Annotated in this window: 17 protein-coding genes, 1 tRNA gene and 6 pseudogenes; 10 read left to right on the top strand and 14 right to left on the bottom strand. The window is 48.2% G+C overall.

Annotated elements, in window-relative coordinates; genetic code table 11:
* Nucleotides 1-93: 93 nt before the first annotated feature.
* From groL to OK023_RS00595, 3 genes are all read right to left on the bottom strand, one after another.
* Nucleotides 94-1,737, bottom strand: coding sequence for a chaperonin GroEL (gene groL, locus OK023_RS00605; RefSeq protein ID WP_317694258.1), 1,644 nt, complete (start codon nucleotides 1,735-1,737; stop codon nucleotides 94-96).
* A gap of 43 nt (nucleotides 1,738-1,780) precedes the next feature.
* Nucleotides 1,781-2,077, bottom strand: coding sequence for a co-chaperone GroES (locus OK023_RS00600; protein WP_317694256.1), 297 nt, complete (start codon nucleotides 2,075-2,077; stop codon nucleotides 1,781-1,783).
* 199 nt (nucleotides 2,078-2,276) lie between these two features.
* Nucleotides 2,277-2,768 carry an FxsA family protein gene (locus tag OK023_RS00595; protein WP_317694255.1) on the bottom strand — a complete coding sequence of 164 codons (492 nt, stop codon included), beginning with the start codon at nucleotides 2,766-2,768 and terminating at the stop codon, nucleotides 2,277-2,279.
* 338 nt (nucleotides 2,769-3,106) lie between these two features.
* Here OK023_RS00595 and aspA point away from each other — a divergent pair, with 338 nt between their 5' ends.
* The 7 genes and pseudogenes from aspA to OK023_RS00560 form a co-directional block, all read left to right on the top strand.
* On the top strand, nucleotides 3,107-4,543 hold the full coding sequence (gene aspA / locus OK023_RS00590; RefSeq protein WP_317694254.1) for an aspartate ammonia-lyase: 1,437 nt from the start codon (nucleotides 3,107-3,109) through the stop codon (nucleotides 4,541-4,543).
* 122 nt (nucleotides 4,544-4,665) lie between these two features.
* On the top strand, nucleotides 4,666-5,967 hold the full coding sequence (locus OK023_RS00585) for an anaerobic C4-dicarboxylate transporter (RefSeq protein WP_317694253.1): 1,302 nt from the start codon (nucleotides 4,666-4,668) through the stop codon (nucleotides 5,965-5,967).
* A gap of 126 nt (nucleotides 5,968-6,093) precedes the next feature.
* The gene (cutA, locus tag OK023_RS00580) at nucleotides 6,094-6,417 is read left to right on the top strand and encodes a divalent cation tolerance protein CutA (protein ID WP_317694252.1); all 324 of its coding nucleotides are present in this window, start codon (nucleotides 6,094-6,096) and stop codon (nucleotides 6,415-6,417) included.
* Nucleotides 6,393-8,102: a protein-disulfide reductase DsbD gene (locus OK023_RS00575; protein WP_317694251.1), complete on the top strand. Its 1,710-nt coding sequence runs from the start codon at nucleotides 6,393-6,395 to the stop codon at nucleotides 8,100-8,102. The genes cutA and OK023_RS00575 overlap by 25 nt, the downstream gene beginning before the upstream one ends.
* A gap of 39 nt (nucleotides 8,103-8,141) precedes the next feature.
* Nucleotides 8,142-8,729 carry a division control transcriptional repressor DicD gene (gene dicD / locus OK023_RS00570; RefSeq protein WP_317694249.1) on the top strand — a complete coding sequence of 196 codons (588 nt, stop codon included), beginning with the start codon at nucleotides 8,142-8,144 and terminating at the stop codon, nucleotides 8,727-8,729.
* Nucleotides 8,730-8,873: 144 nt separating this feature from the next.
* Nucleotides 8,874-8,949 (top strand) — tRNA-Phe (locus OK023_RS00565).
* Between the two features lie 176 nt (nucleotides 8,950-9,125).
* Nucleotides 9,126-9,275, top strand: a pseudogene (locus tag OK023_RS00560) (Arm DNA-binding domain-containing protein); the annotation flags it as partial.
* A 170-nt stretch (nucleotides 9,276-9,445) separates the two neighbouring features.
* Here OK023_RS00560 and arsC read toward each other — a convergent pair.
* The 6 genes and pseudogenes from arsC to OK023_RS00530 all read right to left on the bottom strand — a co-directional run.
* Nucleotides 9,446-9,874 carry a glutaredoxin-dependent arsenate reductase gene (gene arsC, locus OK023_RS00555; protein WP_317697434.1) on the bottom strand — a complete coding sequence of 143 codons (429 nt, stop codon included), beginning with the start codon at nucleotides 9,872-9,874 and terminating at the stop codon, nucleotides 9,446-9,448.
* Between the two features lie 62 nt (nucleotides 9,875-9,936).
* Nucleotides 9,937-11,226, bottom strand: a complete 1,290-nt coding sequence (locus OK023_RS00550; protein ID WP_317694248.1) for an arsenic transporter — start codon at nucleotides 11,224-11,226, stop codon at nucleotides 9,937-9,939.
* Nucleotides 11,227-11,277: 51 nt separating this feature from the next.
* Nucleotides 11,278-11,607: pseudogene (locus OK023_RS00545) on the bottom strand (ArsA-related P-loop ATPase); the annotation flags it as partial.
* Nucleotides 11,579-11,767: pseudogene (locus OK023_RS00540) on the bottom strand (arsenic metallochaperone ArsD family protein); the annotation flags it as partial. The pseudogenes OK023_RS00540 and OK023_RS00545, both read right to left, overlap by 29 nt.
* Nucleotides 11,768-11,859: 92 nt before the next feature.
* Nucleotides 11,860-12,201 carry a metalloregulator ArsR/SmtB family transcription factor gene (locus OK023_RS00535; RefSeq protein WP_317694247.1) on the bottom strand — a complete coding sequence of 114 codons (342 nt, stop codon included), beginning with the start codon at nucleotides 12,199-12,201 and terminating at the stop codon, nucleotides 11,860-11,862.
* A 404-nt stretch (nucleotides 12,202-12,605) separates the two neighbouring features.
* Nucleotides 12,606-12,831 (bottom strand): annotated as a pseudogene (locus OK023_RS00530) (IS110 family transposase); the annotation flags it as partial.
* Between OK023_RS00530 and OK023_RS00525 the strand changes: the two are divergent.
* A pseudogene (locus OK023_RS00525) lies at nucleotides 12,827-13,093 on the top strand (IS630 family transposase); the annotation flags it as partial. The pseudogenes OK023_RS00530 and OK023_RS00525 overlap by 5 nt on opposite strands.
* Before the next feature lie 610 nt (nucleotides 13,094-13,703).
* The gene (locus OK023_RS00520) at nucleotides 13,704-16,355 is read left to right on the top strand and encodes a M66 family metalloprotease (protein WP_317697432.1); all 2,652 of its coding nucleotides are present in this window, start codon (nucleotides 13,704-13,706) and stop codon (nucleotides 16,353-16,355) included.
* Nucleotides 16,356-16,521: 166 nt separating this feature from the next.
* Here OK023_RS00520 and OK023_RS00515 read toward each other — a convergent pair whose 3' ends face one another.
* From OK023_RS00515 to gltP, 5 genes and pseudogenes are all read right to left on the bottom strand, one after another.
* On the bottom strand, nucleotides 16,522-18,456 hold the full coding sequence (locus OK023_RS00515; protein ID WP_317694246.1) for a gamma-glutamyltransferase family protein: 1,935 nt from the start codon (nucleotides 18,454-18,456) through the stop codon (nucleotides 16,522-16,524).
* A gap of 450 nt (nucleotides 18,457-18,906) precedes the next feature.
* On the bottom strand, nucleotides 18,907-19,329 hold the full coding sequence (locus OK023_RS00510; RefSeq protein ID WP_317694245.1) for a DoxX family protein: 423 nt from the start codon (nucleotides 19,327-19,329) through the stop codon (nucleotides 18,907-18,909).
* 337 nt (nucleotides 19,330-19,666) lie between these two features.
* Nucleotides 19,667-20,046: pseudogene (locus tag OK023_RS00505) on the bottom strand (IS1 family transposase).
* Nucleotides 20,047-20,348: 302 nt separating this feature from the next.
* The gene (gene glgC / locus OK023_RS00500; RefSeq protein WP_317694244.1) at nucleotides 20,349-21,629 is read right to left on the bottom strand and encodes a glucose-1-phosphate adenylyltransferase; all 1,281 of its coding nucleotides are present in this window, start codon (nucleotides 21,627-21,629) and stop codon (nucleotides 20,349-20,351) included.
* 905 nt (nucleotides 21,630-22,534) lie between these two features.
* Nucleotides 22,535-23,851 (bottom strand): glutamate/aspartate:proton symporter GltP, encoded by a 1,317-nt coding sequence (gltP, locus tag OK023_RS00495; protein WP_317694243.1) that lies wholly within the window; start codon nucleotides 23,849-23,851, stop codon nucleotides 22,535-22,537.
* A 966-nt stretch (nucleotides 23,852-24,817) separates the two neighbouring features.
* Between gltP and acs the strand changes: the two genes are divergently transcribed.
* Nucleotides 24,818-26,776, top strand: a complete 1,959-nt coding sequence (acs, locus tag OK023_RS00490) for an acetate--CoA ligase (RefSeq protein WP_317694242.1) — start codon at nucleotides 24,818-24,820, stop codon at nucleotides 26,774-26,776.
* Nucleotides 26,777-26,842: the final 66 nt, after the last annotated feature.

Genomic DNA, 26,842 nt, shown 5'->3' with positions numbered 1-26,842 from the left:
CGGATTTTCAGATACTGATTGGGTATTTCAGCCGACCATTTCGATCGGCGTTTAGCCTAGCATGGGTTTTCAACACACATAAAGTGTGATGAATTACATCATACCGCCCATACCACCCATGCCGCCCATACCTGCAGCACCCATGTCAGCTTTATCTTCCTTCGGCAGATCGGTCACCATGCACTCAGTGGTAATCATCAGACCAGCAACAGAAGCCGCGTACTGCAGAGCAGAACGGGTTACTTTGGTTGGGTCCAGGATACCCATCGCGATCATATCGCCGTATTCTTCACTGTAAGCGTTGTAGCCGTAGCTACCTTGGCCCGCTTTCACATTGTTGGCAATAACAGAAGCTTCTTCACCGGCGTTAATCACGATCTGACGCAGAGGAGCTTCCATCGCACGCAGTGCGACTTTGATACCGACGTTCTGGTCTTCGTTGTCACCTTTCAGGTTAGCAATTTTACCTGCTACACGGATCAGCGCGACACCACCACCAGCAACTACGCCTTCTTCAACCGCAGCACGGGTCGCGTGCAGGGCATCTTCTACGCGGGCTTTCTTCTCTTTCATTTCAACTTCAGTTGCTGCGCCAACTTTGATAACGGCAACGCCGCCAGCCAGTTTAGCGACACGCTCCTGCAGTTTTTCACGATCATAGTCAGAGGTTGCTTCTTCAATCTGCTGACGGATCTGGGTAACACGGCCTTGAATGGTGGCTTCATCGCCCACACCATCGATAATGATGGTGGTGTCTTTGTTGATCACTACACGTTTTGCCTGACCCAGATCTTCCAGAGTCGCTTTTTCCAGCTCCAGGCCGATCTCTTCAGAGATTACGGTACCCGCAGTCAGGGTAGCGATATCTTGCAGCATTGCTTTACGGCGATCGCCGAAACCAGGTGCCTTGACTGCAGCAACTTTCACAATGCCACGCATGGTGTTAACCACCAGAGTCGCCAGTGCTTCACCTTCAACATCTTCTGCAATGATCAGCAGTGGTTTACCGGCTTTGGCAACGGCTTCCAGTACTGGCAGCATTTCACGAATGTTGGAGATTTTCTTGTCAGCCAGCAGGATGAACGGGCTTTCCAGCTCAATAGAACCGGTTTCAGGCTTGTTGATGAAGTATGGAGACAGGTAGCCGCGGTCGAACTGCATACCTTCAACCACGTCCAGCTCATCTTGCAGACCTGTGCCTTCTTCAACGGTGATAACACCTTCTTTGCCCACTTTTTCCATGGCTTCTGCAATCAGTTTACCCACGGTTTCATCGGAGTTTGCAGAGATGGTGCCTACCTGAGCAATAGCTTTGGAATCAGAGCAAGGTACAGACAGTTTTTTCAGTTCTTCAACCGCTGCGATCACCGCTTTGTCGATGCCGCGCTTCAGATCCATCGGGTTCATACCCGCAGCCACAGCTTTCAGGCCTTCAGTGATAATGGATTGAGCCAGTACAGTTGCAGTTGTGGTGCCGTCACCTGCCGCGTCGTTCGCTTTAGAGGCAACTTCTTTCACCATTTGGGCACCCATATTCTCGAACTTGTCTTCCAGTTCGATCTCACGAGCAACAGATACACCATCTTTAGTGATGCTAGGAGCGCCGAAGGATTTATCCAGCACTACGTTACGGCCTTTCGGGCCCAAGGTCACTTTAACTGCATCAGCGAGTACATTCACGCCACGGAGCATCTTCACGCGAGCGTCATTGCCGAATTTTACATCTTTAGCTGCCATTAGTATTTCCCTTCAACTCGTTCAGTTCAGAAGATATAAAGCATTATTTTGCTTGAACAATTGCCAGAATGTCGCTTTCGGACATGATCAACACTTCTTCATTGTCGATCTTCTCTGCTTTCACGCCGTAACCGTCGTTGAAAATTACGATGTCGCCAACTTTCACATCCAGCGGCTGGACATGACCACTTTCCAGAACACGTCCTTTACCAACGGCTACTACCTCACCACGAGTAGATTTACCCGCTGCAGAGCCAGTCAGAACGATGCCGCCAGCAGATTTAGATTCAACTTCTTTGCGCTTGACGATAACGCGGTCATGCAATGGACGAATACTCATTGAACGCTCTCCTGTAACAAGGTCTCTATCAGATTTAGGGTTACACACCGGATTATTATTGATACCGGCTCCGTGGCATTTGAAATGGGGCCAATCCATCTCCCTTCAAGGGGCAAGTTCAAAAAAATTTTTATCTGATGCTCATTGTGGACATAAGTGAACAAAACGCGACCAGTTGGCTACGTTATTGTAGAAATAACTAGCGATCATCACGTTTGGTGTGATCGTCAGATTGGTGATCCAACATATAACGATCATCATCTTTACGCTGGAACTCGCCGTCAAAGGTATTCCCGTGGTTGGCCCCACCACTCTGCCCGTGGCCAGTTGGACGGAAAACGAAAAGATGCGGCATCAATTTGAGTGTCAGAGATTTCTGTACCGGCGGTAACAGTAGTAGCAAACCAAGGAAATCCGTGAAAAAGCCCGGCACTAACAGCAGGAACCCAGCCAGCACCAATGATACGCTTTTAACCATCTCTGCCGCCGGGCTCTCACCAGCCGCCAGTTTTTGTTGCATCTGAATAAAGGTTTTCATTCCCTGATTACGCACCAGAGAAACCCCAACACAGGAGGTAAAAACCACCAGTAGCAGGGCGATTGCTACGCTTAATACGGCAGCAACTTTAATAAATATGGATATTTCTATATAAGTCAGTAGGAATATCAGCAGTAACGGTAACCAGCGCACCTGGTTCTCCTCTCGGTAGGACGGCGTACGCGTCTGATAGCGCATGCACAGAGATATGATCTACAGCCTAACACAATGAGGACGACCTGCCCCCATTTCAACTGCACATTCACCTATATCGCTAATGTTATTAAACGTGATATGGATCTCAGAAATAGAAAGCCATAATTTTTGAAGCGCCAGATAGTGATCTGCATTCATTCATTTATTACTGAGCAGCATATCATCTTGTCAGCTACAACCGTTGCGGTTAATACTTCCGCACTTGAAGCTCTCGACAATATAATTTGGTTAACACAAATATTATTAATTCGGCAGCAACAATAGAGAAGGCTCTCATGTCAAACAACATTCGTATCGAAGAAGACCTGCTAGGAACACGTGAAGTCCCCGCTGAAGCCTACTATGGTGTTCATACTTTACGTGCGATAGAAAACTTCTATATCAGCAACAGTAAAATAAGTGATGTACCAGAGTTTGTTCGCGGCATGGTTATGGTAAAAAAAGCCACCGCAATGGCCAACAAAGAGCTGAAAACCATCCCACGAAAAATTGCTGACATCATCATCCAAGCCTGTGATGAAGTGCTGGATAAAGGCAAGTGCATGGACCAATTCCCGGTGGACGTATTTCAAGGAGGGGCGGGTACCTCACTTAACATGAACACCAACGAAGTGCTGGCGAATATCGGCCTTGAACTGATGGGCCACCAAAAAGGCGAGTATCAATACCTGAACCCTAACGATCATCTCAACAAGTGCCAATCCACCAACGACGCTTACCCAACCGGTTTTCGTATTGCTGTATATGCTTCCAACCAAAAACTGATTGATGCTATCAACCAACTGCGCGAAGGTTTTGACCGTAAAGCTAAAGAGTTCGAAACCATTCTGAAAATGGGCCGTACTCAGTTGCAGGATGCAGTGCCAATGACGCTGGGCCAAGAGTTCCATGCCTTCAGCGTGTTGTTGAACGAAGAAATCCGCAACCTGCACCGTACGGCAGAATTGTTGCTGGAAGTAAACCTGGGGGCCACGGCGATTGGTACCGCGCTGAATACCCCAGAAGGCTATCAGCAGCTTGCAGTACAAAAACTGGCGGAAGTCAGTAATCTGCCAGTTGTGCCTGCTGAAGACCTGATCGAAGCCACATCAGACTGCGGTGCTTATGTTATGGTGCATAGTGCGCTCAAACGTCTGGCGGTGAAGCTTTCCAAGATTTGTAATGACCTGCGCCTATTGTCTTCCGGACCACGTGCTGGCCTTAACGAAATCAACCTGCCAGAATTGCAGGCCGGTTCATCCATCATGCCCGCCAAAGTGAACCCGGTTATTCCTGAGGTGGTTAACCAGGTTTGCTTCAAGGTGATCGGCAACGACACTTGCGTCACCATGGCGGCGGAAGCTGGCCAGCTGCAGTTGAACGTGATGGAACCTGTCATTGGTCAGGCAATGTTTGAGTCAATTCACATTCTGACCAACGCCTGTTATAACCTGTTGGAAAAATGCATTAATGGCATCACCGCAAATAAAGAAGTGTGCGAGCACTACGTATTCAACTCTATCGGTATCGTGACTTATCTTAACCCGTTTATTGGCCACCATAACGGTGACATTATCGGCAAAATTTGTGCAAAAACCGGCAAGAGCGTGCGAGAAGTCGTACTGGAACGAGGATTACTGACTGAAGCTGAACTGGATGACATTTTCTCTATTGAGAACCTGATGCACCCAGCTTATAAAGCAAAACGCTATACAGATGAAAATGAACAATAATAGAAACATCCGGTAGCCCGAAAGGCACGCTAATCCTCTGGACAGCGTGCCTTTTTTCTTTCTTGTGCCACAAAATTGCAACTTTTGGTTTTCATAAAAATTCATTTTGAGGGGTAAACATTATGCTAATAGTAGAGTTGGTGATTGTTCTACTGGCGATATTTTTAGGTGCCAGATTAGGCGGTATCGGGATTGGCTTTGCTGGCGGCCTTGGGGTCTTGGTACTTGCTATCATCGGCGTTAAGCCAGGCCACATTCCCTTTGACGTTATTTCAATCATCATGGCGGTGATCGCCGCTATCTCAGCAATGCAAGTAGCAGGTGGAATGGACTACTTAGTGCAGCAAACGGAAAAACTGCTGCGTAAAAACCCCAAATACATCACTATCCTGGCACCGATTGTCACCTACTTTCTGACCATCTTCGCCGGTACCGGGAATATCTCCCTCTCAGCACTGCCGGTGATAGCAGAGGTTGCTAAAGAACAAGGCATTAAGCCTTGTCGCCCGCTCTCAACTGCCGTCGTTTCTGCACAAATTGCCATTACCGCTTCGCCAATTTCTGCTGCGGTGGTGTATATGTCTTCGTTGATGGAAGGCCACGGAGTGAGTTACCTGCATATGCTGACAGTGGTCATCCCTTCCACTTTTCTCGCCGTGTTGCTGATGTCAATACTAGTGACCTGGCTGTTCGACTCTAAACTGTCTAACGATCCGGTGTATCAAAAACGTTTTGAAGAACACCTGGTGACCCTGCGCGGAGACCAAGTGATAGAAATCAAGCCACGGGCAAAAACCTCTGTGCTCGTATTCCTAGTCGGGGTTTTATGCGTTGTGGCTTACGCTATCATCAACAGCCCAAGCATGGGCTGGGTAGCAACACCCTTGATGAACACTACCAACGCCATTCTGATCATCATGCTAAGCGTCGCAACTTTAACCACGGTCCTGTGCCGTGTTGATACCAACATGATACTTAATTCCAGTAGCTTAAAAGCAGGTATGAGCGCCTGTGTCTGTATCATGGGCGTTGCCTGGCTTGGTGATACTTTCGTACAGGCTAACATTGAGTGGATCAAAGAGACCGCCGGCTCTGTGATCCAAGCGCATCCTTGGCTGCTTGCCGTGATCTTCTTCTTCTGCTCCGCGTTACTTTACTCCCAGGCCGTGACTGCCAAAGCACTGATGCCGATGGCGCTGGCTCTGAATGTCACACCTTTGACAGCCATTGCCTCCTTTGCAGCGGTTTCTGGCCTATTCATTTTGCCAACTTACCCAACATTGGTTGCAGCGGTACAGATGGACGATACCGGAACAACACGCATTGGACGTTTCGTGTTTAATCACCCGTTCTTCATTCCTGGCACCATGGGGGTTATCTTTGCGGTAATCTTTGGTTTCCTGATCGGCAGCGTAGTCCTGTGATCCTCCTGCGGGGTTTGGCCCCGCACTTTGTACTCGTCATTTCCTCTCTGTTGAAAAACTCACCTTCTAGCTGACACCGCTTAAGGGTATAGTGACTGGTCAATAACCTGGTTGAGAGGGATGAAGATGTCTGATTGCGAAGCTATCGTCATACTCTGTACTGCCCCCGATGAGGCCACCGCGCAAGAGCTTGCGGCGCGTGTCCTGGGGGAGAGACTAGCAGCCTGCGCCACGCTACTTCCCGGCGTATCCTCGTTATACTACTGGGAGGGCAAGCTGGAACAGGAGTACGAGGTGCAAATGTTGTTTAAAAGTCATCGCCAGCATCAACAAGCGCTACTCACTTACCTGAAACACCATCACCCGTATCAAACACCCGAATTATTAGTGTTACCGGTGATGGCCGGAGATAAAGACTACCTGTCATGGATCAACGTTTCATTAAACTGATATTGCTGCTTTGCAGCCTGTTCTTTATACCACAGGCCGTTCAGGCTTCCTTGTTTGGTCAAAACGGCGGTAACTTGTTTGTGCCCGTCGATCAGGCATTTGCCTTCGATTTTCAACAGCAGGGTCACCAACTGACTCTCAGCTGGCAAATCCGTCCCGGTTATTATCTGTATCGACAACAGATCAAATTGGTTCCTCAGCAGGCAACGCTTGGCGAATTTAAGCTACCTAGCGGTTTAAAACACAAAGATGAATTCTTTGGTGAAGTAGAGATTTTCAAAGAATCATTGATATTGGCTCTTCCGTTGGTGCAGGCTGAGGCCAATGCCAGTCTTAGCGTTACCTACCAAGGCTGTGCGGCTGCAGGATTCTGCTATCCTCCAGAGACACGAATTGTGCCTTTGAGTGCGGTCACTGCGTCTTCAGCTCCCGCTGCGCCGATCACACCAACAGAAACCGAACCGGCAAACCTACCGTTTTCCCCTCTGTGGGCATTGCTGATTGGCATCGGCATCGCGTTTACGCCTTGTGTATTGCCGATGTACCCATTGATTTCCAGCATTATTCTTGGCCGTGAACGCCCGCACAGTAGTGGGCGTATTCTGCTACTGGCCGTAGTTTATGTGCAAGGTATGGCACTGGCTTATACTCTGCTCGGGCTGGTTGTTGCCGCCGCCGGGTTGCAATTTCAAGCCGCATTGCAGCACCCTTACGTGCTAATTGGATTATCGCTACTGTTTGTGGCATTGGCTTTATCTATGTTCGGCTGTTATTCCCTGCAACTGCCCTCTTCGCTACAAACACAACTGGCAAGCTGGAGCAATAATCAACAAGGGGGATCACTGGTTGGTGTATTTGCCATGGGGGCGTTGGCTGGGTTGATCTGCTCACCGTGCACTACTGCACCGCTTAGCGCTATCCTGCTGTACATCGCCCAAAGCGGCAATATGTGGGCAGGTGGGGGAACGCTATACCTATATGCGCTAGGAATGGGGATACCATTAGTGATCGTAACACTGTTTGGTAATCGACTATTGCCACGCAGTGGCCCTTGGATGCAATACGTCAAAGAAGCCTTTGGCTTTGTTATCCTAGCGCTGCCGGTGTTCCTGCTTGAGCGCGTATTCGGCGAAGCTTGGGGGCTACGTCTATGGAGCCTACTCGGTTTAGCGTTCTTCGGATGGGCATTCGTCCTGAGCTTAAAATCACACCGTGGATGGGTGCGGATCATACAGGTGATACTGCTGGCCGTACTGGTGATAGCAGCTCGGCCAATGCAGGATTGGGCCTTCGGTAGCACCGCCTTACAAGAAGCCACTCAACCGCACCTGAATTTCACACGCATCAATAACATCGCACAGCTCGATTTAGCACTACAGCAAGCACAAGGTAAGCCAGTTATGTTAGATCTATACGCGGACTGGTGCGTTGCCTGTAAAGAGTTTGAAAAATACACCTTCAGTGACCCCACTGTACAGGCTCAGTTAGCCAATACCGTGTTGTTACAGGCAGACGTCACCGCCAACAATGGTGAACAGGCGGCTTTACTGAAACACTTAAAGGTACTTGGGTTACCCACCATCCTGTTCTTTAACGAAGCAGGTCATGAATTATCTTCTGCCCGTGTGACGGGTTTTATGGACGCTAAGACATTCAGCGCACATTTGCAGAAAACAATTCGGTGAACAACACTGAGATTTAAAACACTTCGGGAGCGAGCACAAGTGCAACGAGAACACGTTTTAAGCACTGCCTTGGCACTGTTGGAAAAACAGGGCTTTGCGACCACGACATTCGACATGCTGACAGAAAAGCTGACAGAAAAGTTGGGGGTCACTTCCGTTGATATGAAGCCATTTTGGCCAAATCGTGAAGCTTTGTTATATGACTGCCTGCGCTATCATGGCCAACAGATCGATACCTGGCGACGGAAGTTACAACTCGATGAATCGCTGAGTGCAGAACAAAAGCTACTGGCACGCTATGACGTATTGGCCGAACACGTCAGAAATGAACGTTATCCTGGCTGCCTGTTTATTGCTGCCTGTAGCTTCTTTCCTGAAAGGGATCACTCCATTCACCAACTGGCCGAGCAGCAGAAACTCACGTCCTTGAAGTTCACCCGTGATTTGCTACGTGAAGTTGATATTGATAATCCAGATTCGGTAGCACAGCAAATGGAACTAGTACAGGAAGGCTGTTTGAGCAAACTGCTCGTAAAGAGGCAATTACAGGATGTTGCTGTCGCCAAGCAGTTAGCTGAAGATATTTTACACATTGCGCAATGCCGCAAGTTCGGGGCTTTGAGCTGAGACAACAAAAACCCTTTGCCTCACGGTGCGAAGAACAAAACTTTCAGCCTTTTGGCTGAAAAGCCAGCACTCAGTTCTTTTTTAAGATTTTTTGTCATAAATTCGTTGACGTAACCCAGCCAATACGGTTTAATTCGCCCCGTTGCCCGGATAGCTCAGTCGGTAGAGCAGGGGATTGAAAATCCCCGTGTCCTTGGTTCGATTCCGAGTCCGGGCACCACTTTCACTTCTCCCCAAGTCTCCTGAATTCAAGTAAACTCCTTTAAAATCCTTGTTATACTCGATTTAATCACATCATGAACTCCACAGAAGTCAACCAGCATCCACCTCAATCAAGTGCTCGCTGGGGGCCCATCTGGGGGCTCATCTTGTTCAACGTTATTTTGGGGCCCCCAAATGCCACTCAATGCCAGACAGGTCGAGACTGCCAAGCCGAAAGACAAGGAGTATAAACTCACTGATGAGCGTGGGCTTTATCTACTCGTCAAACCGAATGGTTCCAAGTATTGGCGTCTCAAATACCGTATCGCCGGTAAAGAAAAGAAACGGTTGTGTCGCTTTAACAGCGGCAACGCCAACTTTGGTTGACTTGCCGCTGTTAAAGCGACACAACCGTCTGGGGTGAGGCATGGCCGCGAAAAAATACAACCAATTGTTTTTATTTGTATTTTAAATAATTCAGGGAGCATTTAATGCTCCCTTTTAGCGTTATTTAATCACTTACCTATGCGTTTGCCCTGCTCATCTATCACCCGTTCACCATCTTCCTTGGTGAACGACCCACGTTGCGCATCGGACAAAATCTCCAACACCGCCTCAGAAGGTCGACACAACCGGGTACCCAGCGGAGTCACAACTATCGGACGGTTGATTAGAATGGGATGCTGCAGCATAAAATCAATCAGTTGCTCATCGCTGAAGGCCTCTTCTGCCAGACCTAATTGCTCATAAGGCTCGACGTTTTTACGTAACAACGCCCGAACAGTAATCCCCATATCTGCGATCAATTTTACCAGCACCTCACGACTTGGTGGGGTTTCCAGATACAGAATAACCGTAGGTTCAGTGTTACTATTGCGGATTAACTCCAGCGTGTTGCGCGATGTTCCACAGGCGGGATTATGATAAATAGTCACATTGCTCATCGTCATGATCTCTCATTAAAACACCCGTCGACCATGCCTTCGGGTGTTGTTTACAGTAATAGTTACAGGGATACTGATAACCGCAGCGCCAAGGCTGCCAGCGTGACAAACAGCACCGGGATCGTCATGACAATGCCCACCCGGAAATAATAGCCCCAGGTAATAGTCATATTTTTTTGTGACAGCACATGCAGCCACAATAAGGTCGCCAGACTGCCTATCGGGGTGATTTTCGGCCCCAGATCGCTGCCGATAACGTTGGCATAAATCATCGCCTCCTTGATCACGCCGGTGGCAGAACTGCCATCAATCGACAGAGCCCCAACCAAAACGGTAGGCATATTGTTCATGATAGAAGACAGGAACGCCGTCAGGAATCCGGTACCGAGCGTAGCCACCCATAATCCCTGCTCTCCCAATTGATTCAGCAAGGCAGAAAGGTAGTGAGTCAACCCCGCGTTACGTAGGCCATAAACCACCAAGTACATCCCCAGCGAGAAGATAACGATTTGCCAGGGTGCTCCGCGCAGCACTTTACCGGTGTTGATGGCATGCCCTTTCTTAGCGACGGCAAACAAAATTAGCGCCCCCACGGCGGCGACCAAACTGACGGGTACGCCCAGTGGCTCCAGACCAAAGAAACCCACCAACAGCAGCACTAGAATCAGCCACCCGGTTTTAAAGGTCTTGATGTCGCGGATAGCCTCTTTTGGTGCCTTCAGCAGAGACAGGTCGTAAACGGCGGGAATATCTTTGCGGAAAAATAGATGCAGCATCACCAGCGTCGTCGCAATGGCGGCCAGGTTAACCGGCACCATCACTGCCGCGTATTCAGTGAATCCAAGATTAAAGAAATCAGCCGAGACAATATTTACTAGGTTCGAGACGATAAGCGGCAGGCTGGCCGCATCGGCAATAAATCCCGCGGCCATTACAAAGGCCAACGTAGCGCCACGGCTGAAGCCTAGCGCTAGAAGCATCGCAATCACAATAGGCGTCAGGATGAGCGCGGCACCATCATTAGCGAACAATGCCGCCACCGCAGCCCCGAGTAAAATAATATAGGTAAACAGCAAACGACCGCGGCCATTGCCCCACCGAGCGACATGCAGTGCAGCCCATTCAAAGAAACCGGACTCATCCAACAACAGACTGATGATGATCACGGCAATAAAAGTCGCGGTTGCATTCCAGACGATCTGCCATACCACCGGAATATCACCCATGTGAACGACTCCAGTCAGTAACGCCAGTCCTGCGCCTAGCATTGCACTCCAACCAATTCCCAACCCTTTGGGCTGCCAGATAACCAGCACAATGGTCAGGACAAAAATAGCACATGCCAACAACATAACGCCCCCAAAAGGGCAAAAGTATCCCTTTGCCCTGTGAATGTTTATAAGTTAAACGTCACCGGCCAGATGGCTCAGACGTACAATACCGATAGGTTCTTTTTGCTGCAGCGGGATCAATGCCAACCGCGAAGATAATCTGTCTCTGACTTTTATTATCTGCTCAACCTCATACGACGCACGTAACTGCAACAACGATGACGAGGTAGACGTGCCAAGCAGACTGTTGTTGATAAGCCATGCCCAAGGCTCAATACCTGCCCGACGCAAATCTTCCTGCAGGTTGGCTGCCTCCAACACTGGTGTTGTCTCAGGCAACGTCACCAATAGCACCTTAGTGCGTTTTTCATCCTGCAACTGCATCATTGGCGTCAGGGAATGCCATTGGTTGTTGAGATAAGTTGTAACGTGTGACAGTGACCCCTCGCTTTTTGAACCAGTCAACATCAGCAGAGAACGTCACCAAAGCCTGGTCAACATCGGTACCGCATACGCCGGTGCTGCAACACAATGCCGGATCATAAACTGAGAGAGTTTTCATCGATTCCTTCCTTCTCATTACTTGGTTGCTCTATTCTCCCATTCAAAACAAATACGGAAAAACAGATATGATACGATAAATTTTTTAATGTATCAGAGGCAAGCAGCCCTACGCGCCATAGCCACATTGCCTCTCGCCAGTAAAATAATTTCATCTCGCTGGCTGAGATAGGCCTGCTCAATTACGGTTGCAGCCCAGGCAGGAATATGAGGTGACAAGCGATAGTGGATCCACTTTCCAGCCCTGCGATCCAACAAAAGTCCTGATTCTCTCAACATTGCCAAGTGTCTGGAAATTTTGGGCTGAGACTCATTCAACGTATTGCAAAGCTCACAAACGCACAGCTCGCCAGACTCTCGCAACAGCAGAATGATACTCAGACGGGTTTCGTCTGATAGATATTTGAAAAGTTGCAGTGGCGTGAGTGCGATCATGGGAACTCCAAAAACTGAATACTGGCGTTATCATAGGGTTCTAAAGACCAATGTCAACAATACATTCGTTTTTCCATATTTGTTATCTATAACCCAGATACTTGAGTATCGTAGCAGAGCTCCATTTGGGAAACGGAACACATTGTACTACAAGGGCTTCCCCGGCATATCAAAGCCGGTGTTTACGGTTTATTGTCTGCTCTTCAGTGGAATAAAGGGGAGAGGCCGTGGCACTATAAACGGCCATTATGAATCGTTATCGATTCAGACGCGCGCGAGGTTCTTGTTCGTTAAACGGATACGTATATCCTGTACAGTTTTCAGATATACCTCACGGGATCTAACTCTTTATCATCAACGAGTGGCAGGTAAAATGGTTATTCTCTTTTTGGGCTTTAGCTGGACTAGCACAGCCTGAGTTCATCACCGTAATGCAATGATGCCCAGCGCAGCCTTGCGTTTTTGGCAGCGATGGCTAATAAAAGCACGCCAGTATCCTCTGCGCTCAACTAGCGAGCAAACCCAACGACTGAATGAGTCAGTCCTTTTCTCGGCGCCAATCAGAACCGAACGGCCCCCCTGAACCAGTAGTATTCACAGATACGAATCGCCTGCTTTCGTTATCCTGCCCCTGAACGTTGATAACGACATTATCCATAAAAGCCGTGAAACACTTCGGTGGCTGAAGAAGAACCCAAAATTTATTGTTATTTATCAAATAGTCTACTCTCCATGGGTGAAACACGTTGAAAGACTGTGGCAAGCATTACATGACACGATAACCCGTGATCATAGCTGTCATTCGGTGTGGCAATTACTGAAAAAGGTACGCCACTTTATGAAAACGGTAAGCCCACGCCCAGGTAGGAAGCACGATAAGGCAAAAATGTAGTGGTACTAGGATCAATTATTTAGAGGGGCCGAGCTGATGAGCCTGACACTGAATGTATGATTAAGTACAGCTACGTCGTAGAGGATTTTAATGCCAGTTGCGGCTCTGCCGGCGTCAGAAATATCGCGGCCATCGGCATATCCAACCACAGCGTCAAAATGAGCAGTTGGCTGGTCGGCAAGGGATACTAGGCTGTGTCCATCAATTGCCCGTGGTGACGTCGCTGCCCCCAAAACCCGTTATCAAGGCTAAGGGGTAAAGGCCAGAGTGGCCCTCTGTTCAAGCCCGACAACACAGAGAACGGGCTTCTGGCGCGCGGCCCTTCGGGCTGGGGCCATTGGCGCTCGCGTGCAATTGAGGGACACAGCCTAAGTCATGCATGTCGTGAAGAAGTTTGGGCGATTGTTCACATCAAATATAATGTTATATTTTCATTGATAATTAAGGGGGATAGCCTAGATATACCTAAAACCATGGCCAGTTTTACTTGACCACGACAAAGTCTGCTCAATACCTCAACGTCAAAAACGGTGCTCTCTACTGTCCATTTGCAACTATGTTATACCCTTATACATCGGATAAATAATCACACAAGGAAGAATAAATGACCATTAAAATGACCAAAATAGCTGGCCTCATGATAGCTACCCTAGCAACTGGCCCTTTACTTGCCGAAACCGCAGCCCCCCTAATTTTCAATACAACAAGTCCCCAGAACGATCTCACGGGCAATATGGGTGCACAGGTACAGTTTGCTCAGAGCCAGATCCTGCCCGCACAACCAAAAGAGGGAGATCGCCAGCCGACCCTGACCAGTTTGCGCAAGAGTCTGCTGCTGGTGCAACCACTGCAGACTGATGAGGTAACGCCAGTACAGGTACAAGCCCACGATGCCAATGGCAAAGTGCTCGGCACCCTGACATTAGCCCCCCCATCAGCACTGCCAGAGACCGTCTATCACTTGTCCGGAGTACCTGAAGGAGGCGTGGACTTTACCCCAGAAAGTGGCTCGTCCGCAGTCATCAGCAGCAACGCCGATCTGGCTAGGCTCAGCGACAAAAGTGCCAGTTTTCTCCGTGAGCAGTTAACCGGCAGGACGCTGGTGGAGATCCAAACCGCCGATGGCCGCTGGGTACAGGATATCTATCTGCCCACAGGAGCTGAGTGGAAAGGCAAAATGGTACGGGTGCGTTCAAATGCGAGCTACAACTCGAATATCTACTTTAGCAATAAGCAGGTGACGATTTCACGGGGACAGACCTTTCAGTTCAAATCTGTCAATGGTCAGTGGTTCTATGATGGGGAGCTTGAAAACAACCGCATCACCTATGCACCAAATACCTGGAGTGGTGAGTTGCCAGCAGAGTGGATCATGCCTGGGTTGAGTCTCACCATTAGCCAAGGGGAACTCAGCGGCGAACTTACCGGGATAAAAGTGGGAGCACCCGGTGAACTGCTGATCCACACCATCGATATCGGCATGTTGACTCCCCCACGGGATCAATTTGATTTTGCCAAAGATCCAGAAGCTCATCGTGAATACTTCCAGACTATCCCGACCAGCCGGATGATCGTCAGCCAGTATGCCCCCGTCTACCTTCAGGAGGTGATGCTACCGGATGGCACACTGCTAACTGATTTCGATCCGAGCGAGGGAGGCTGGCATACCGGTAACATGCGCGAGCAGATCGGCAAGGAGCTCATATCTCACGGCATCGACAATGCCAACTACGGCATCAACAGCACGGCGACAGAAGGAGACAGGAGCTATTCTTTCGAGGTCGCCCAGCTGGTAGCCCACAACAGCCGCGGTAACTACGCAAATGGAGTGCAAGTCCACGGCGGCTCTGGTGGCGCGGGGATAGTGACCCTGGATGTATCGCTCGGCAACGAATTCAGCCATGAGGTAGGTCACAACTACGGGCTTGGTCACTATGTCGATGGTTTCCGTGGCTCGGTCCACCGAAGTGCCGATCAGATCAACTCCAGTTGGGGCTGGGATAGCGACAAGCACCGCTTCATCCCCAACTTCTACCCAAGCCGCGCCAATGCGGACGCATGTCTGGATGGCGAATGTCAGCCCCCGTTTGACGGGCACAAGTTTGGTCTTGATGCCATGGCAGGAGGCTCTCCATTCTCCAATGCCAACCGTTTTACGCTCTACACGCCCAATTCGGCAGCTATCATCCAGAGTTTCTTAGAAAGCAAAGCGGTGTTCGATAGCAACTCGCCTACCGGCTTTAGCAAGTGGGACGCAACAACCGCTCGTATGGAACCCTATGAGCACAAGGTTGAGAGCATAGAGCAAGTCGATGCCCCGATTGATGATTTGAGCGAAAACCGGCTGATGGCGCTATTTGATGAATATCAGGTGGTCAATATCACCATGTGGAATGGCCACTGGACACGTGATGTCAGAGTACCCGCGGCTTCCAGTCAAAACCTAGGGCGCAGCCTGACCATCGATCACCAGGCTGCATACAGCAGTAATTTCACTATCAATGGCGAAGATATCCCTGTCAAACAGGGCTTCAAAAAGAGCTTTACCTCTGATGGCAAAAAGTGGCAAGAGAGCACCGAGAACGATACCCGAGTTGTGCGCAAACCAGAGCAGTTTGGCGTTCCGGTGACAACACTCGTGGGCTATTACGATCCGCAAGGCACCTTACCAAGCTACATCTACCCGGCCTTGCATGGTGCATATGGATTCACCTACCCCGATGACAGCGCCAAAATTGCAGACGGTGACTGCCAGTTGCAGGTGGAAACTAACGACGGGATCCTGCACTTCAAACTGGCCAACCATCGCGCCATCAGCACACTGATGAACAGATTCCACATCAACGTCCCTACGGCGAGTCAACCCAATAGAGCTACAGTGTTATGCCACAGCCAAAGTTTTACCGAAAGAACACTATCAAGCGCACCAGAAGGTCTCTCGTACACTGTTAATGGTCGGGCTCTACCACCAAAATTTAATGAAGGCTGTATTATCTCTAATCAAACAGGCGATAAATATTGCCTCCCTATTGGAGAAAGGTCTGGATACTCCTTGCCAGCGTGGATATACAATCATGAAGTTCATGTAGAGGCTGGTTCAGAAGCAAAAGTATACTTGTCGGATTGGGATAACCTTTCATATAACAGAATTGGCGAATTCATCGGTAACGTAGCAACAAGTGAATTAAAGAATGTAAAAGCCTGGAATGGTATGTATCTAGACTTTAGCAAGCCAAGATCAATGAGAGTTGTTAGCAAGTAAAACTTTCGTCTCAGGATATCAGGCTCGCTGCAACTGCCGCAGGAACACAGCCCAGGCTGTGTTCCTTTATTGCTTGTGGTACCTGACTGGGACAATTTAACGCATCGCTAAGTTGTTCTGCGTTCAAATCGCCTCAGCAGCGCTAACGTGCAGCAAGGGCCGCAGATTAGTAGGCGATCGAGTAACAATCACGCCGCGGATCGGCTCCGGCAAAACGGTTGGCCGAGGCAGGATCAATCAGCACGGAGGTCGCACAACCCGACATGCCAAAGGTGCGCAAGCGGCTAACGTCATGGCCGCGTGATTTCAGTTCGTTGTACACCGCGTCAGGCACGGTAGCCTCAACAGCCAGCTTGTTAAAGCCAGCGGCATGTGGCCAGAACGAACCATAAAGATGAGAGGTCTGCACACGTGGCGCTTCGAAAGCCTTATTCAGGTTGGGATACCAGTCATCCCAGCGTTCTGTCGTGCTTAGCAGCGCTTGGAGTATGGTCTGTTCCTGATTATCTCCCCCCGGCGAACCCAGCGCCATAAACGGTTTGCCATCCTTGAAAATCAGGGTTGGCGTAAGTGTATAACGTGGGCGAGCATGTGGGCGTACCTGATTAGCATGGTGTTCGTCCAACCAGAATTGTTCACCACGTACACTCATGGCAATTCCGGTATCACCAAGGATGACCGCACCGGGGATCCAGCCACCACTTGGTGTGGCATCGAAAAGATTACCGTCTTTATCGACAATCGCCATGTGGGTAGTATCTTTCGATATTCCAGCAGAGTCACGGCCCAGCGAGGCCAGCATGATCGGCTCAGACAACAACCCAGCAGACTGGCCTGGGCGAGAGGTATCTGTAACATTGATTACCGCATACGGCCATTCCTTTACATGACTATCATATTTCAGGGGATTGCCTGCAATATATTGCCTTGAGGCATGCTTGGGGTCGATCAATGCAGCACGTTCTTTGGCATAAGCCTTTGACAACAACCCTTCAGCGGGAACCTTCACAAACGTTGGGTCGGCATAGTAGGTATCTCGATCGGCATAAGCCAGTTTGAGTGCCTCCACCATCGTATGCAGGTAGTCTGCACTGCCAAAGCCCATCGCTTTCAGGTCAAATTGCTCGAGGATGTTGAGGGTTTGCAAAAGCACCGGGCCTTGGCTACCGAAGCTTTGCTTATAAACGGTGTAGCCGTGATAGGTAGTGCTAGTGGGTTCTTCAACACGAGCATAGAACTCGGCAAAATCGCTCTCATCAAATGGCGCATCGTTCTGGCGTAGGAAAGCGACCATCTGTTTAGCAATATCGCCTTTATAAAAACGATCACGTGCGGCAACGATAGCCGCTTCCCTTCCTTCTGCCTTTGCAGCACGTTCGGCTTCGACCATACGGCGCAAGGTATTGGCAGTCGCAGGGAGTTTAATCGTCTCGCCAACTTTATATTGGGTGCCATCCGCTTTGTACCAGTAGGCTTTGTTAGCAGGCCAACGATCAAACAGTTTAGATTGCGCGGCAATAGCGCGTGCTGTGCTCACTCTCATCGGGAAGCCGTTTTCGGCATATTCGATGGCGGGAGCAGAAACCTGTTCGAAACTCATCGTACCCCAACGTTCAAGCACGGTAAGCGCCGCATGTAGCGAACCGGGAACCACCGCAGGATCGAGACCCTCTCCCTGCAGCGTCTTATTACGCGAGAGATACCAGTCAACATCAACCGCATGAGGAGCCCAACCTTGTCCAACAATGGAGCTCACTTTAGCTTCAGAAACTGGATACACCAGAACCAGTGCCTCCCCACCTAAACTGTAAAGATCCTGTTCAAGTACGCCACCTGCTATCAGCGCGGCTACCCCTGCGTCAAAAGCATTGCCACCTTGCAGTAGAATGCGCATAGCAACAGAGGTGACCAACGGATCACCCGTTGAGACTGCAGCGGTATGGCCCATGATGGCAGGACGCAACCCCACATTAGCTGGTTGCTGATCCTGTAATGGAACCTGCGCCAAAGCACCCTGAAACGACGCTACCGTGGTAAACACTGTGATAAATTGTAAAACCCTTTTTCCCCACCGTTTCAACGAACACACCTGCTTTTTCATGCGTGACTTTCCTGTTGTCATAAAGCTGTGAACATTGACGATAGCAGCATTTCCTGGATGCGCAAGACAGAATTTTACATTGTTTATTCAGTAAGATAGCGCCATTCCAAGTGGGGCTATCTTCTCTGCTAAGCAGGGTTTTCAAGTCCAGTAATATAACGAACTACGGTATAGAGTTTTGCCAAAGGAATAATCGGTGTAACGCCTAAACGATACCTATTTTTGACTGGTGATTACCGCAACCAAGAATGCCTTTATCATCGGTCAGAGAAAGGCATGGGTTGCTTTAGATAAGAAGGATGAAAAACGATTTTCTAGGTATAGCAGTAAAATCTAAAGGTAGGATAAAGCGTTAACAGCACGTTGCATAACTCCCTATGGCAAAGGGGGATGGATCTGTATACTCCCCCCTTAAAGAATAAAATACCATTGTGGTTTCTCAGGACATCCTCAGCGCCAGTCCGGTTTTTTCATTACCGAATAGCGGCCACTACCAAGAAACGCGATGGCTAATCCCGCAAAGAAATACACGGCAATATCCTCTGCACCCCAGGCCCCTACCGGTGTCAACATCAGTACTTTACCTGGATCAATCAGCAGGTAGGCTACCAGCATGGTGAATGAGAACACCAACGCAGCTGGACGAGTGAGTATCCCCAATACCATCAGCAAGGGTGCCACTAACTCACCAATGAAAACACCGTAACCGATAAAGCCCGGTAAACTGTGCTGGGCCAACATCCCCTGAATATTTTCGATGCCGTCGATCAGTTTATGCCATCCGTGGAACATCATCATAATACTGAATGCCAAGCGCAGGATGAGTTTTCCAAGGTCTGGTCGATCCATTAAACGATTAAACCAATTCACCATATTGCACCTATTAAAAGTGAGTGAGAATCGCAATCAATATAGTCCTGGCTTGTTTGTGGACACAAATAAATGTAAGCAAACGTTGATCCAAAACAATAAAAATTTACCAATGAAAACAAAAAATTATTTTTACACCCACCTCTTTGAATAACCATACATTTCAACATATCGTGTTTAACGATGATTTTGCTATTATCTGGAAATTGTTTAAAGTGACTTTTTTATTGATAAGAAAAAATGATATTCAAGACAATCTTATTACTACTTACGCTGGTCACGACTGAGGTAATTCCATTATCCCTGATAATCTGGTCACGTATTCAATGTGTAGATTTGGTCATTGCAGGTAATACTCACGTTCGATGAATGTACCGATAATTTTCTCATGCATTTCTACTGATTTTGAGTATCCGAGAGTCTTGCGATTTAGCCATTTTAATCGGTTGCGAAGATTCAGATTTTCACGCTCAATTCGTTGTGTATAAAGCTTACCTGTGATGTGCTTTTTATTCGCCAGCATGTCGTAAGCGCTGACGTTATCTGTGCACCAGAAGGCAACATTAAAACCCACTGACAGCTTCAGTAACTTACGTCGAGCTGGAAAGTTCGGCAGCACATTTGGCACCGATAACGCTGATGACCAACCTTTCCCAGACCGTGTTTTTTAACGGATTCAGTCTGTTCAAAAAACGGGCACTTCACGTCAACTTTTGCCATTCAATACACGCTGTCAAAAGGGTGATCTGACAACACAATCAACACTTTGAATACTTGACCGTCGTGCGTAATAAAATCACCGTTTGTGGTTCAGTCAATAAGCTTATAGGCCAAGCAGTCACCTCGCAGTAAACCACTGGAAAAGTTGCCCGTGGTACAGCGCACCAAAGTGCAGTACTTGGGCAGAATAACCTTCTTACCAACCCCAGCAACGCTGGTACCCGCTTTTTGGGTGGACTGGAATTCAGGCTGTGACGCCTTTGGCTGCTCCGTTGAAGGCGTTCAATCGGTTGAAATTGAGGTTATTGCAGCTTGGCCAACATATCTTTTGTCACCAGCACGATCCCATTTTCAGAACAATAAAAACGACGGCTATCCTCTTCCGCATTTTCGCCAATTACCATCCCTTCTGGGATCTGGCTGCCCCTATCAATAACACAATGGCGCAGTCGGCAAGAACGTCCGACGTTCACATCAGGCAAAAGCACACAAGAATCTAGTGAACAAAACGAATTCACACGTACACGCGAGAACAGAACCGAATTAACCACCATCGAACCGGAAATAATACAGCCACCAGAAACCAGCGTATTCATCATCATGCCATAACTGCCTGATTGGTCCTGAACGAACTTGGCAGGAGGGAGAAGTTCAGCGTAAGTTCGTATTGGCCAATTGCGATCATACATGTCCAGTTCCGGCGTTACTGCAGCCTGATCCAGATTCGCTTGCCAGTAAGAGTCCAATGTTCCGACGTCACGCCAGTATTCAGGGGCACCCGGTGCTGAAGAGACGCAGGAAATCGAGAATGGATGTGCCCATACCTGACCTTTTGTGGTTACTTTCGGCAAAATATCTTTACCAAAGTCATGGGTACTGTTGCTATCTGCATGATCATCAGCCAACAGTTTAAAAAGAAACTCTGCGTTAAAAACGTAGATCCCCATACTAACGAGGCTGCGATCGGGTTTGCCAGGGATTGTTGGCGGATCATCAGGTTTTTCCCAGAATGCTTTTACCTGCAAGGTGTCGGAGACCGCCATGACACCGAACGCCTTAGCGTCCTCTTTAGGAACTTCAATGCAGGCGACAGTGCAAGGGGCATCACTGAGCACATGCTCCAACAGCATGCGTGAGTAGTCCATCTTATAAATATGATCTCCCGCCAAGATCACCACGTACTCCGCACGGTAACGCCGAATAATATCCAGGTTCTGAAAAACAGCGTCAGCGGTGCCGCTATACCAATGATCTATATCCTGTCTCTGCTGTGCGGGTAACAGGTCGACAAACTCATTCATCTCTTCGCTAAGAAAAGACCAGCCGTGCTGGAGGTGCTGCAACAATGTGTGCGATTGATACTGAGTAATAACGCCAATACGACGAATACCGGAGTTAAGACAGTTAGAAAGTGCAAAGTCGATGATGCGATATTTACCGCCAAAGTGCACGGCGGGCTTAGCCCTGACTGACGTCAAGTCTTTAAGCCGGGAACCTCGTCCTCCAGCTAGAACCAGCGCTACCGCTTTATTCGGGAGTTGCCTGATCAGCATGGTTTTGTGTTTATCATCAATGGGGTGCATCTCAAACTCCTTATTTTTACTAATGCCGTTTACTCCGAGGCAGGCTAAATAGCTGCATGTCACCGTGCTAAAAGTGAGAGATGCAGGTTAGTCGACCATTGGACACATGGGGGCACAATGCGAGCCCCAATAATGGATCCACGGCTGTCGGCGTTCCGCATCATTTCTACCTGTCTGAGGTTTAAATTAAGCACAACTATTTGGTCGTTTACTTCGTATCCTAGGCTGTGTCCCTTAACGTTACGCGAGCGCCGCTGGCGGTCATTTGCACGCAGAGCAAGGCGTGAGCCGCGAGGTTGGGTGTAGACCCAATAAGCGGCGAACAACGCAGCAATGCACGCCAATGGCGTCAGCCCGTAGGGTCGCGCCCCAAAAGCCCATTCTCTGCGTTGTGGGGTTGAACAGAGTGCCACTCTGCCCTTCACCCTCCGCCTTGATGATGGGCTTTTGGGGCTGCGACGGCACCACGGACGGTTAAGGGACACAGCCTAGCCTTTTGGGCTAATAAAGGCAGTCAGCGATACTGATTATTAATCAGATTAACTAACGATATTGCGAGTCCAATCAAATTAGCCTAATACGCCTATGCATTTTTAGGCAACACATTCGCAACCTGCGCTGCTCGCATGTGATTAGCGTGCGCAATCGATGGACCCTAAGTTAAGTAAAAACAGTTGAAGCACGTTGGTCAGCAAGAGAAAGCGATAATACGGGGAAAACAGAAACGTTTGTAAAACAGGCGTTGAACAAGGAACAAGGCAAGGGGAAACTCACGTAACCAAAAACCTGCAGTTTGAATCGAGAGAAGTATAACAAACGCCCCAATCATCAAGGTTGGGGCGTTTAAGGTATCGACATCCCGTTATGTGGATACGCCGTAAAAATCGGTTATGATAAAAAGCGTATTACGACTGATTGACAGGTTTTACCTGGCCAGACAGGAACTCTTGTTCATAGGCCAATGACTTTTCATAGTCGAACTGACGTTCCCACTTGGCAATAACCAGTACAGCCAAAGCGTTGCCCACCACGTTCAATGCAGTGCGCGCCATATCCAGAATACGGTCAACGCCCGCGATAAACGCCAAACCTTCCAATGGAATGCCCACGCTGCCCAGCGTTGCCAGTAATACTACAAAGGAGACGCCAGGCACGCCTGCAATCCCTTTTGAAGTGACCATCAGAGTCAGAACCAGAATGATCTCTTGCCCCAGCGATAACTCAATGCCGTACAACTGGGCAATGAAAATAGCCGCGATACTCTGATACAACGTAGAGCCATCAAGATTGAAAGAATAGCCGGTAGGCACTACGAAGCTGGTAATGGATTTCGGTGCTCCATAAGCTTCCATTTTTTCGATAATACGTGGTAGTACAGTTTCTGAGCTCGCAGTGGAAAAAGCCAGGATGAGTTCTTCTTTCAGGATACGGATCAATGTCCAGATACGCAGTTTACACATCCGCGCGACGGCACCCAGTATCACCAAGCCAAAAAAGGCGATCGCAAAGTAAACCAGTACTACCAGTTTGGCCAACGGCAACAGTGAGGCAAAACCAAAATTGGCCACCGTTACAGAAATCAAGCCAAACACCCCGATCGGCGCATAACGCATGATCATATGAGTGACTTTGAACATGCTTTCAGAAACGGCTTTGAATACCTTCAATAAGGGTTCTTTAGTGTCTTGTGGCAGAGAGGATAGCCCTAATCCAAAAAGTACCGAGAAGAAAATAATAGGCAGCATCTCGCCTTTGGCTATCGCGGAGAACACATTGGAAGGAATCAACGAAAGCAAGGTTGCGACCAGACTATGCGAACCGCTCTGCACCTGCTCAGTAGTTTTTTCATATTGTGAGATATCAACTGCGGTTAGTACCGACATGTCAATACCGTGTCCTGGTTGAAAAAAGTTGGCCAATGTGATGCCAACAACAATAGCAATAGTGGTAATAACTTCAAAATAGATAATGGTTTTTAACCCAATGCGGCCCAACTTCTTGGTGTCACCTACACCGGCAATACCCACTATTAATGTGGAAATAACGATAGGCACCACAATCATCTTGATTAAACGAATGAATATATCGCCGGCTGGGCTCAATACATTGTTAATCAACCATTCACGAGACTCGGTTTGATTATGTAATACAGCGCCTAAAATAATCCCCAATACCAATGCAATCAGAATTTGCCAAGCAAGGCTGATTTTTACACTCTTCATACCCAAAAGTCCTCAAAGATCCCTCTCACAAAGTGCTTAAAACAGCTTTAGACTCTGGAGGGAATACTTAATCATTTAATACGGGCTTATGTTCGTTAATAACATGCACTCGCCTGCCCTTCGTGCGACGCAGCATATACCCGTCACCATTCAAGCTGAGGGTTTTGGCTAGGCTCGTTCACCTCAATCACATAGTAAGCTATGTCCTAGGGAATGACTCGCTTGCCGCCGACCTGCCACCTGAATGAACTTGGGTATAAATCTGTATCATCTGAGGGCAGGTTTCTGCAAGTTTTGTTTCATCATTGTTACAGCGGTTTTAGCATACTAAATGGACAACCCCAAATTCACTACCACCGTAACATATTGTAATTAAAAACATAAATATGAATGAAATAGAACAACCCAATGACAAGAGGAACAATTTTTAAACAAAATTAAAATGAATGGCTTATCATCACACTTGCATATTTAGACGAAAAAAATGTTCCACTTTTGTTGAAAAATGAAACTTCCACAAAAGAATTTACAGTTATTCATATTTTTTAATAATTCATTAAGAACAAAAAACAACCAAGCTGTGCTATTCATTTCGATCTCGAATATGACATTTTTAATCAACGGACAATCATAAAATAAGCTGCAATTAATAAATTCAACAGTTAAAAAAGAAAACTAAAATAATACAATAAAAAACACATACTTAAATGAGTTTGTTTATCTCGATAGAATTAAATAATCCTCTTTATAGCTCTCTTGATTTTATAAAATTTTTTAGAGCAAAACACACCTATCACCTGCTTTTCACCGTCAACCAATCAGATATACAACACCATGGGTGTAGTAACTATTACAAATCAATATGTTCGTTGCGTGATCTACCGCGCAAAAAAGAAACAAAGAATCATCGCAAACTATACTTAACCATAGTTTGACATACTATTAACAAATCTAAGGAGAAAAACCATGAGCCAACCGCATAAACATGCCATTCCTTCTGCAATTGCAGAACATACCTTGATGGATCCAGTACAATATCAACAATATTATCAACAATCTGTGCAAGACCCTGAGGCTTTTTGGGGAAAGCAGGGAAAAATTCTAGACTGGATAAAACCTTATACTCGGGTAAAGAACACTTCTTTCGATCCTGGTCATATTAGTATTCGTTGGTTTGAAGACGGTACATTGAATCTTTCAGCCAACTGCCTTGACCGACATTTGGCCGAACGCAGTGAGCAAACAGCCATTATCTGGGAAGGTGATGACCCCACTCAGTCAAAAAAAGTGACTTACAGGCAGTTGCATCATGACGTCTGCCAATTTGCTAATGTGCTGAAAAAACTTGGCATAAATAAAGGTGATGTCATTGCTATTTATATGCCAATGGTGCCCGAAGCGGCTGTTGCCATGCTGGCTTGCGCACGCATTGGTGCCGTACATTCGGTGATCTTCGGAGGATTCTCACCGGATGCCGTTGCGGGCCGTATTATCGATTCGAACACCAAACTGATCATCACTGCGGATGAAGGCCTGCGCGCTGGCCGTGCCGTACCGCTGAAAAAGAACGTAGATGATGCGTTGAAGAACCCTGGCGTAAAAAGCGTTAACAATGTGGTGGTGTTCCAGCGCACGGGGAAACCGGGTTATTGGCAGGAAGGGCGAGATCTTTGGTGGCACGAACTGACTGCAGGTGTTTCTGCTGATTGCCCGCCAGAAGAGATGAATGCAGAAGATCCGCTGTTCATTCTTTATACTTCTGGTTCGACCGGTAAACCAAAAGGCGTTGTGCATACTACCGGTGGCTATCTGGTCTACGCCGCAACAACATTCAAATATGTCTTCGACTACCACGACGGTGACGTTTATTGGTGTACTGCAGATGTAGGTTGGGTGACAGGTCACAGTTATCTGCTCTATGGCCCATTGGCATGTGGTGCCATTACGCTAATGTTCGAGGGAGTACCGAACTATCCCGGCGTGAATCGTCTATCACAGGTAGTCGATAAGCATCAGGTCAATATTCTCTATACCGCACCAACAGCTATTCGTGCCTTGATGGCTGAAGGCGACAAAGCCATTGAAGGTACCAAACGCGACTCGCTACGTATCATGGGTTCCGTAGGTGAACCAATCAACCCTGAAGCCTGGGAATGGTATTACAACAAAATAGGTAACGGTAAGTGCCCAATAGTTGACACCTGGTGGCAAACAGAAACTGGGGGGTTCATGATCACCCCATTGCCAGGTGCCACGGAACTGAAAGCAGGTTCCGCCACCCGTCCTTTCTTTGGTGTACAGCCAGCGTTAGTCGATAATATGGGAACACCACAAGAGGGGGCTTGTGAAGGTAATCTGGTCATTACGGATTCTTGGCCTGGTCAGGCTCGCACCTTGTTCGGTGACCACGAACGCTTCGAACAAACCTATTTCTCTACCTTTAAAGGCATGTATTTCAGCGGTGACGGTGCCCGCCGCGATGAGGATGGCTATTACTGGATCACCGGCCGTGTCGATGACGTACTGAACGTTTCAGGCCACCGTCTGGGTACTGCAGAAATTGAATCTGCATTAGTTTCTCACCCCAAAATTGCTGAAGCAGCCGTGGTTGGCATTCCTCATAACATCAAGGGACAGGCAATTTATGCCTATATCACTCTAAATCATGGCGAAGAGCCGACACCTGAACTTTACGCTGAAGTACGCCATTGGGTACGTAAGGAGATCGGCCCCATTGCTACACCGGATGTCCTCCACTGGACAGACTCTTTGCCAAAAACACGTTCAGGCAAAATCATGCGGCGTATTCTGCGCAAAATTGCCAGCGGAGACACCAGTAATCTGGGAGATACCTCAACGCTGGCAGATCCAGCTGTAGTCGACAAGTTGTTGGAAGAAAAGCAGTCAATGAACGTTCCATCCTAATCTACGCCGCTTCTGACCATCCATCAGCCGTTGGATGGCCTGTACACCCCATAGCTTAAAGCTCCT

It is taken from the genome of Serratia sp. UGAL515B_01, from assembly GCF_033095805.1.
GTDB lineage: Bacteria > Pseudomonadota > Gammaproteobacteria > Enterobacterales > Enterobacteriaceae > Chania.
This window is presented reverse-complemented; position numbering and strand designations above follow the sequence as displayed.

Bases quoted from the DNA above. Each gene is read 5' to 3' on its own strand.
- arsC (WP_317697434.1), bottom strand. From the start codon at position 9,874: ATGAGCAATGTGACTATTTATCATAATCCCGCCTGTGGAACATCGCGC.
- glgC (WP_317694244.1), bottom strand. From the start codon at position 21,629: ATGCACCCCATTGATGATAAACACAAAACCATGCTGATCAGGCAACTC.
- OK023_RS00550 (WP_317694248.1), bottom strand. From the start codon at position 11,226: ATGTTGTTGGCATGTGCTATTTTTGTCCTGACCATTGTGCTGGTTATC.
- OK023_RS00575 (WP_317694251.1), top strand. From the start codon at position 6,393: ATGGATCAACGTTTCATTAAACTGATATTGCTGCTTTGCAGCCTGTTC.
- cutA (WP_317694252.1), top strand. From the start codon at position 6,094: ATGTCTGATTGCGAAGCTATCGTCATACTCTGTACTGCCCCCGATGAG.
- OK023_RS00585 (WP_317694253.1), top strand. From the start codon at position 4,666: ATGCTAATAGTAGAGTTGGTGATTGTTCTACTGGCGATATTTTTAGGT.
- OK023_RS00535 (WP_317694247.1), bottom strand. From the start codon at position 12,201: ATGATCGCACTCACGCCACTGCAACTTTTCAAATATCTATCAGACGAA.
- gltP (WP_317694243.1), bottom strand. From the start codon at position 23,851: ATGAAGAGTGTAAAAATCAGCCTTGCTTGGCAAATTCTGATTGCATTG.
- groL (WP_317694258.1), bottom strand. From the start codon at position 1,737: ATGGCAGCTAAAGATGTAAAATTCGGCAATGACGCTCGCGTGAAGATG.
- aspA (WP_317694254.1), top strand. From the start codon at position 3,107: ATGTCAAACAACATTCGTATCGAAGAAGACCTGCTAGGAACACGTGAA.
- OK023_RS00515 (WP_317694246.1), bottom strand. From the start codon at position 18,456: ATGAAAAAGCAGGTGTGTTCGTTGAAACGGTGGGGAAAAAGGGTTTTA.
- acs (WP_317694242.1), top strand. From the start codon at position 24,818: ATGAGCCAACCGCATAAACATGCCATTCCTTCTGCAATTGCAGAACAT.
- OK023_RS00510 (WP_317694245.1), bottom strand. From the start codon at position 19,329: ATGGTGAATTGGTTTAATCGTTTAATGGATCGACCAGACCTTGGAAAA.
- OK023_RS00600 (WP_317694256.1), bottom strand. From the start codon at position 2,077: ATGAGTATTCGTCCATTGCATGACCGCGTTATCGTCAAGCGCAAAGAA.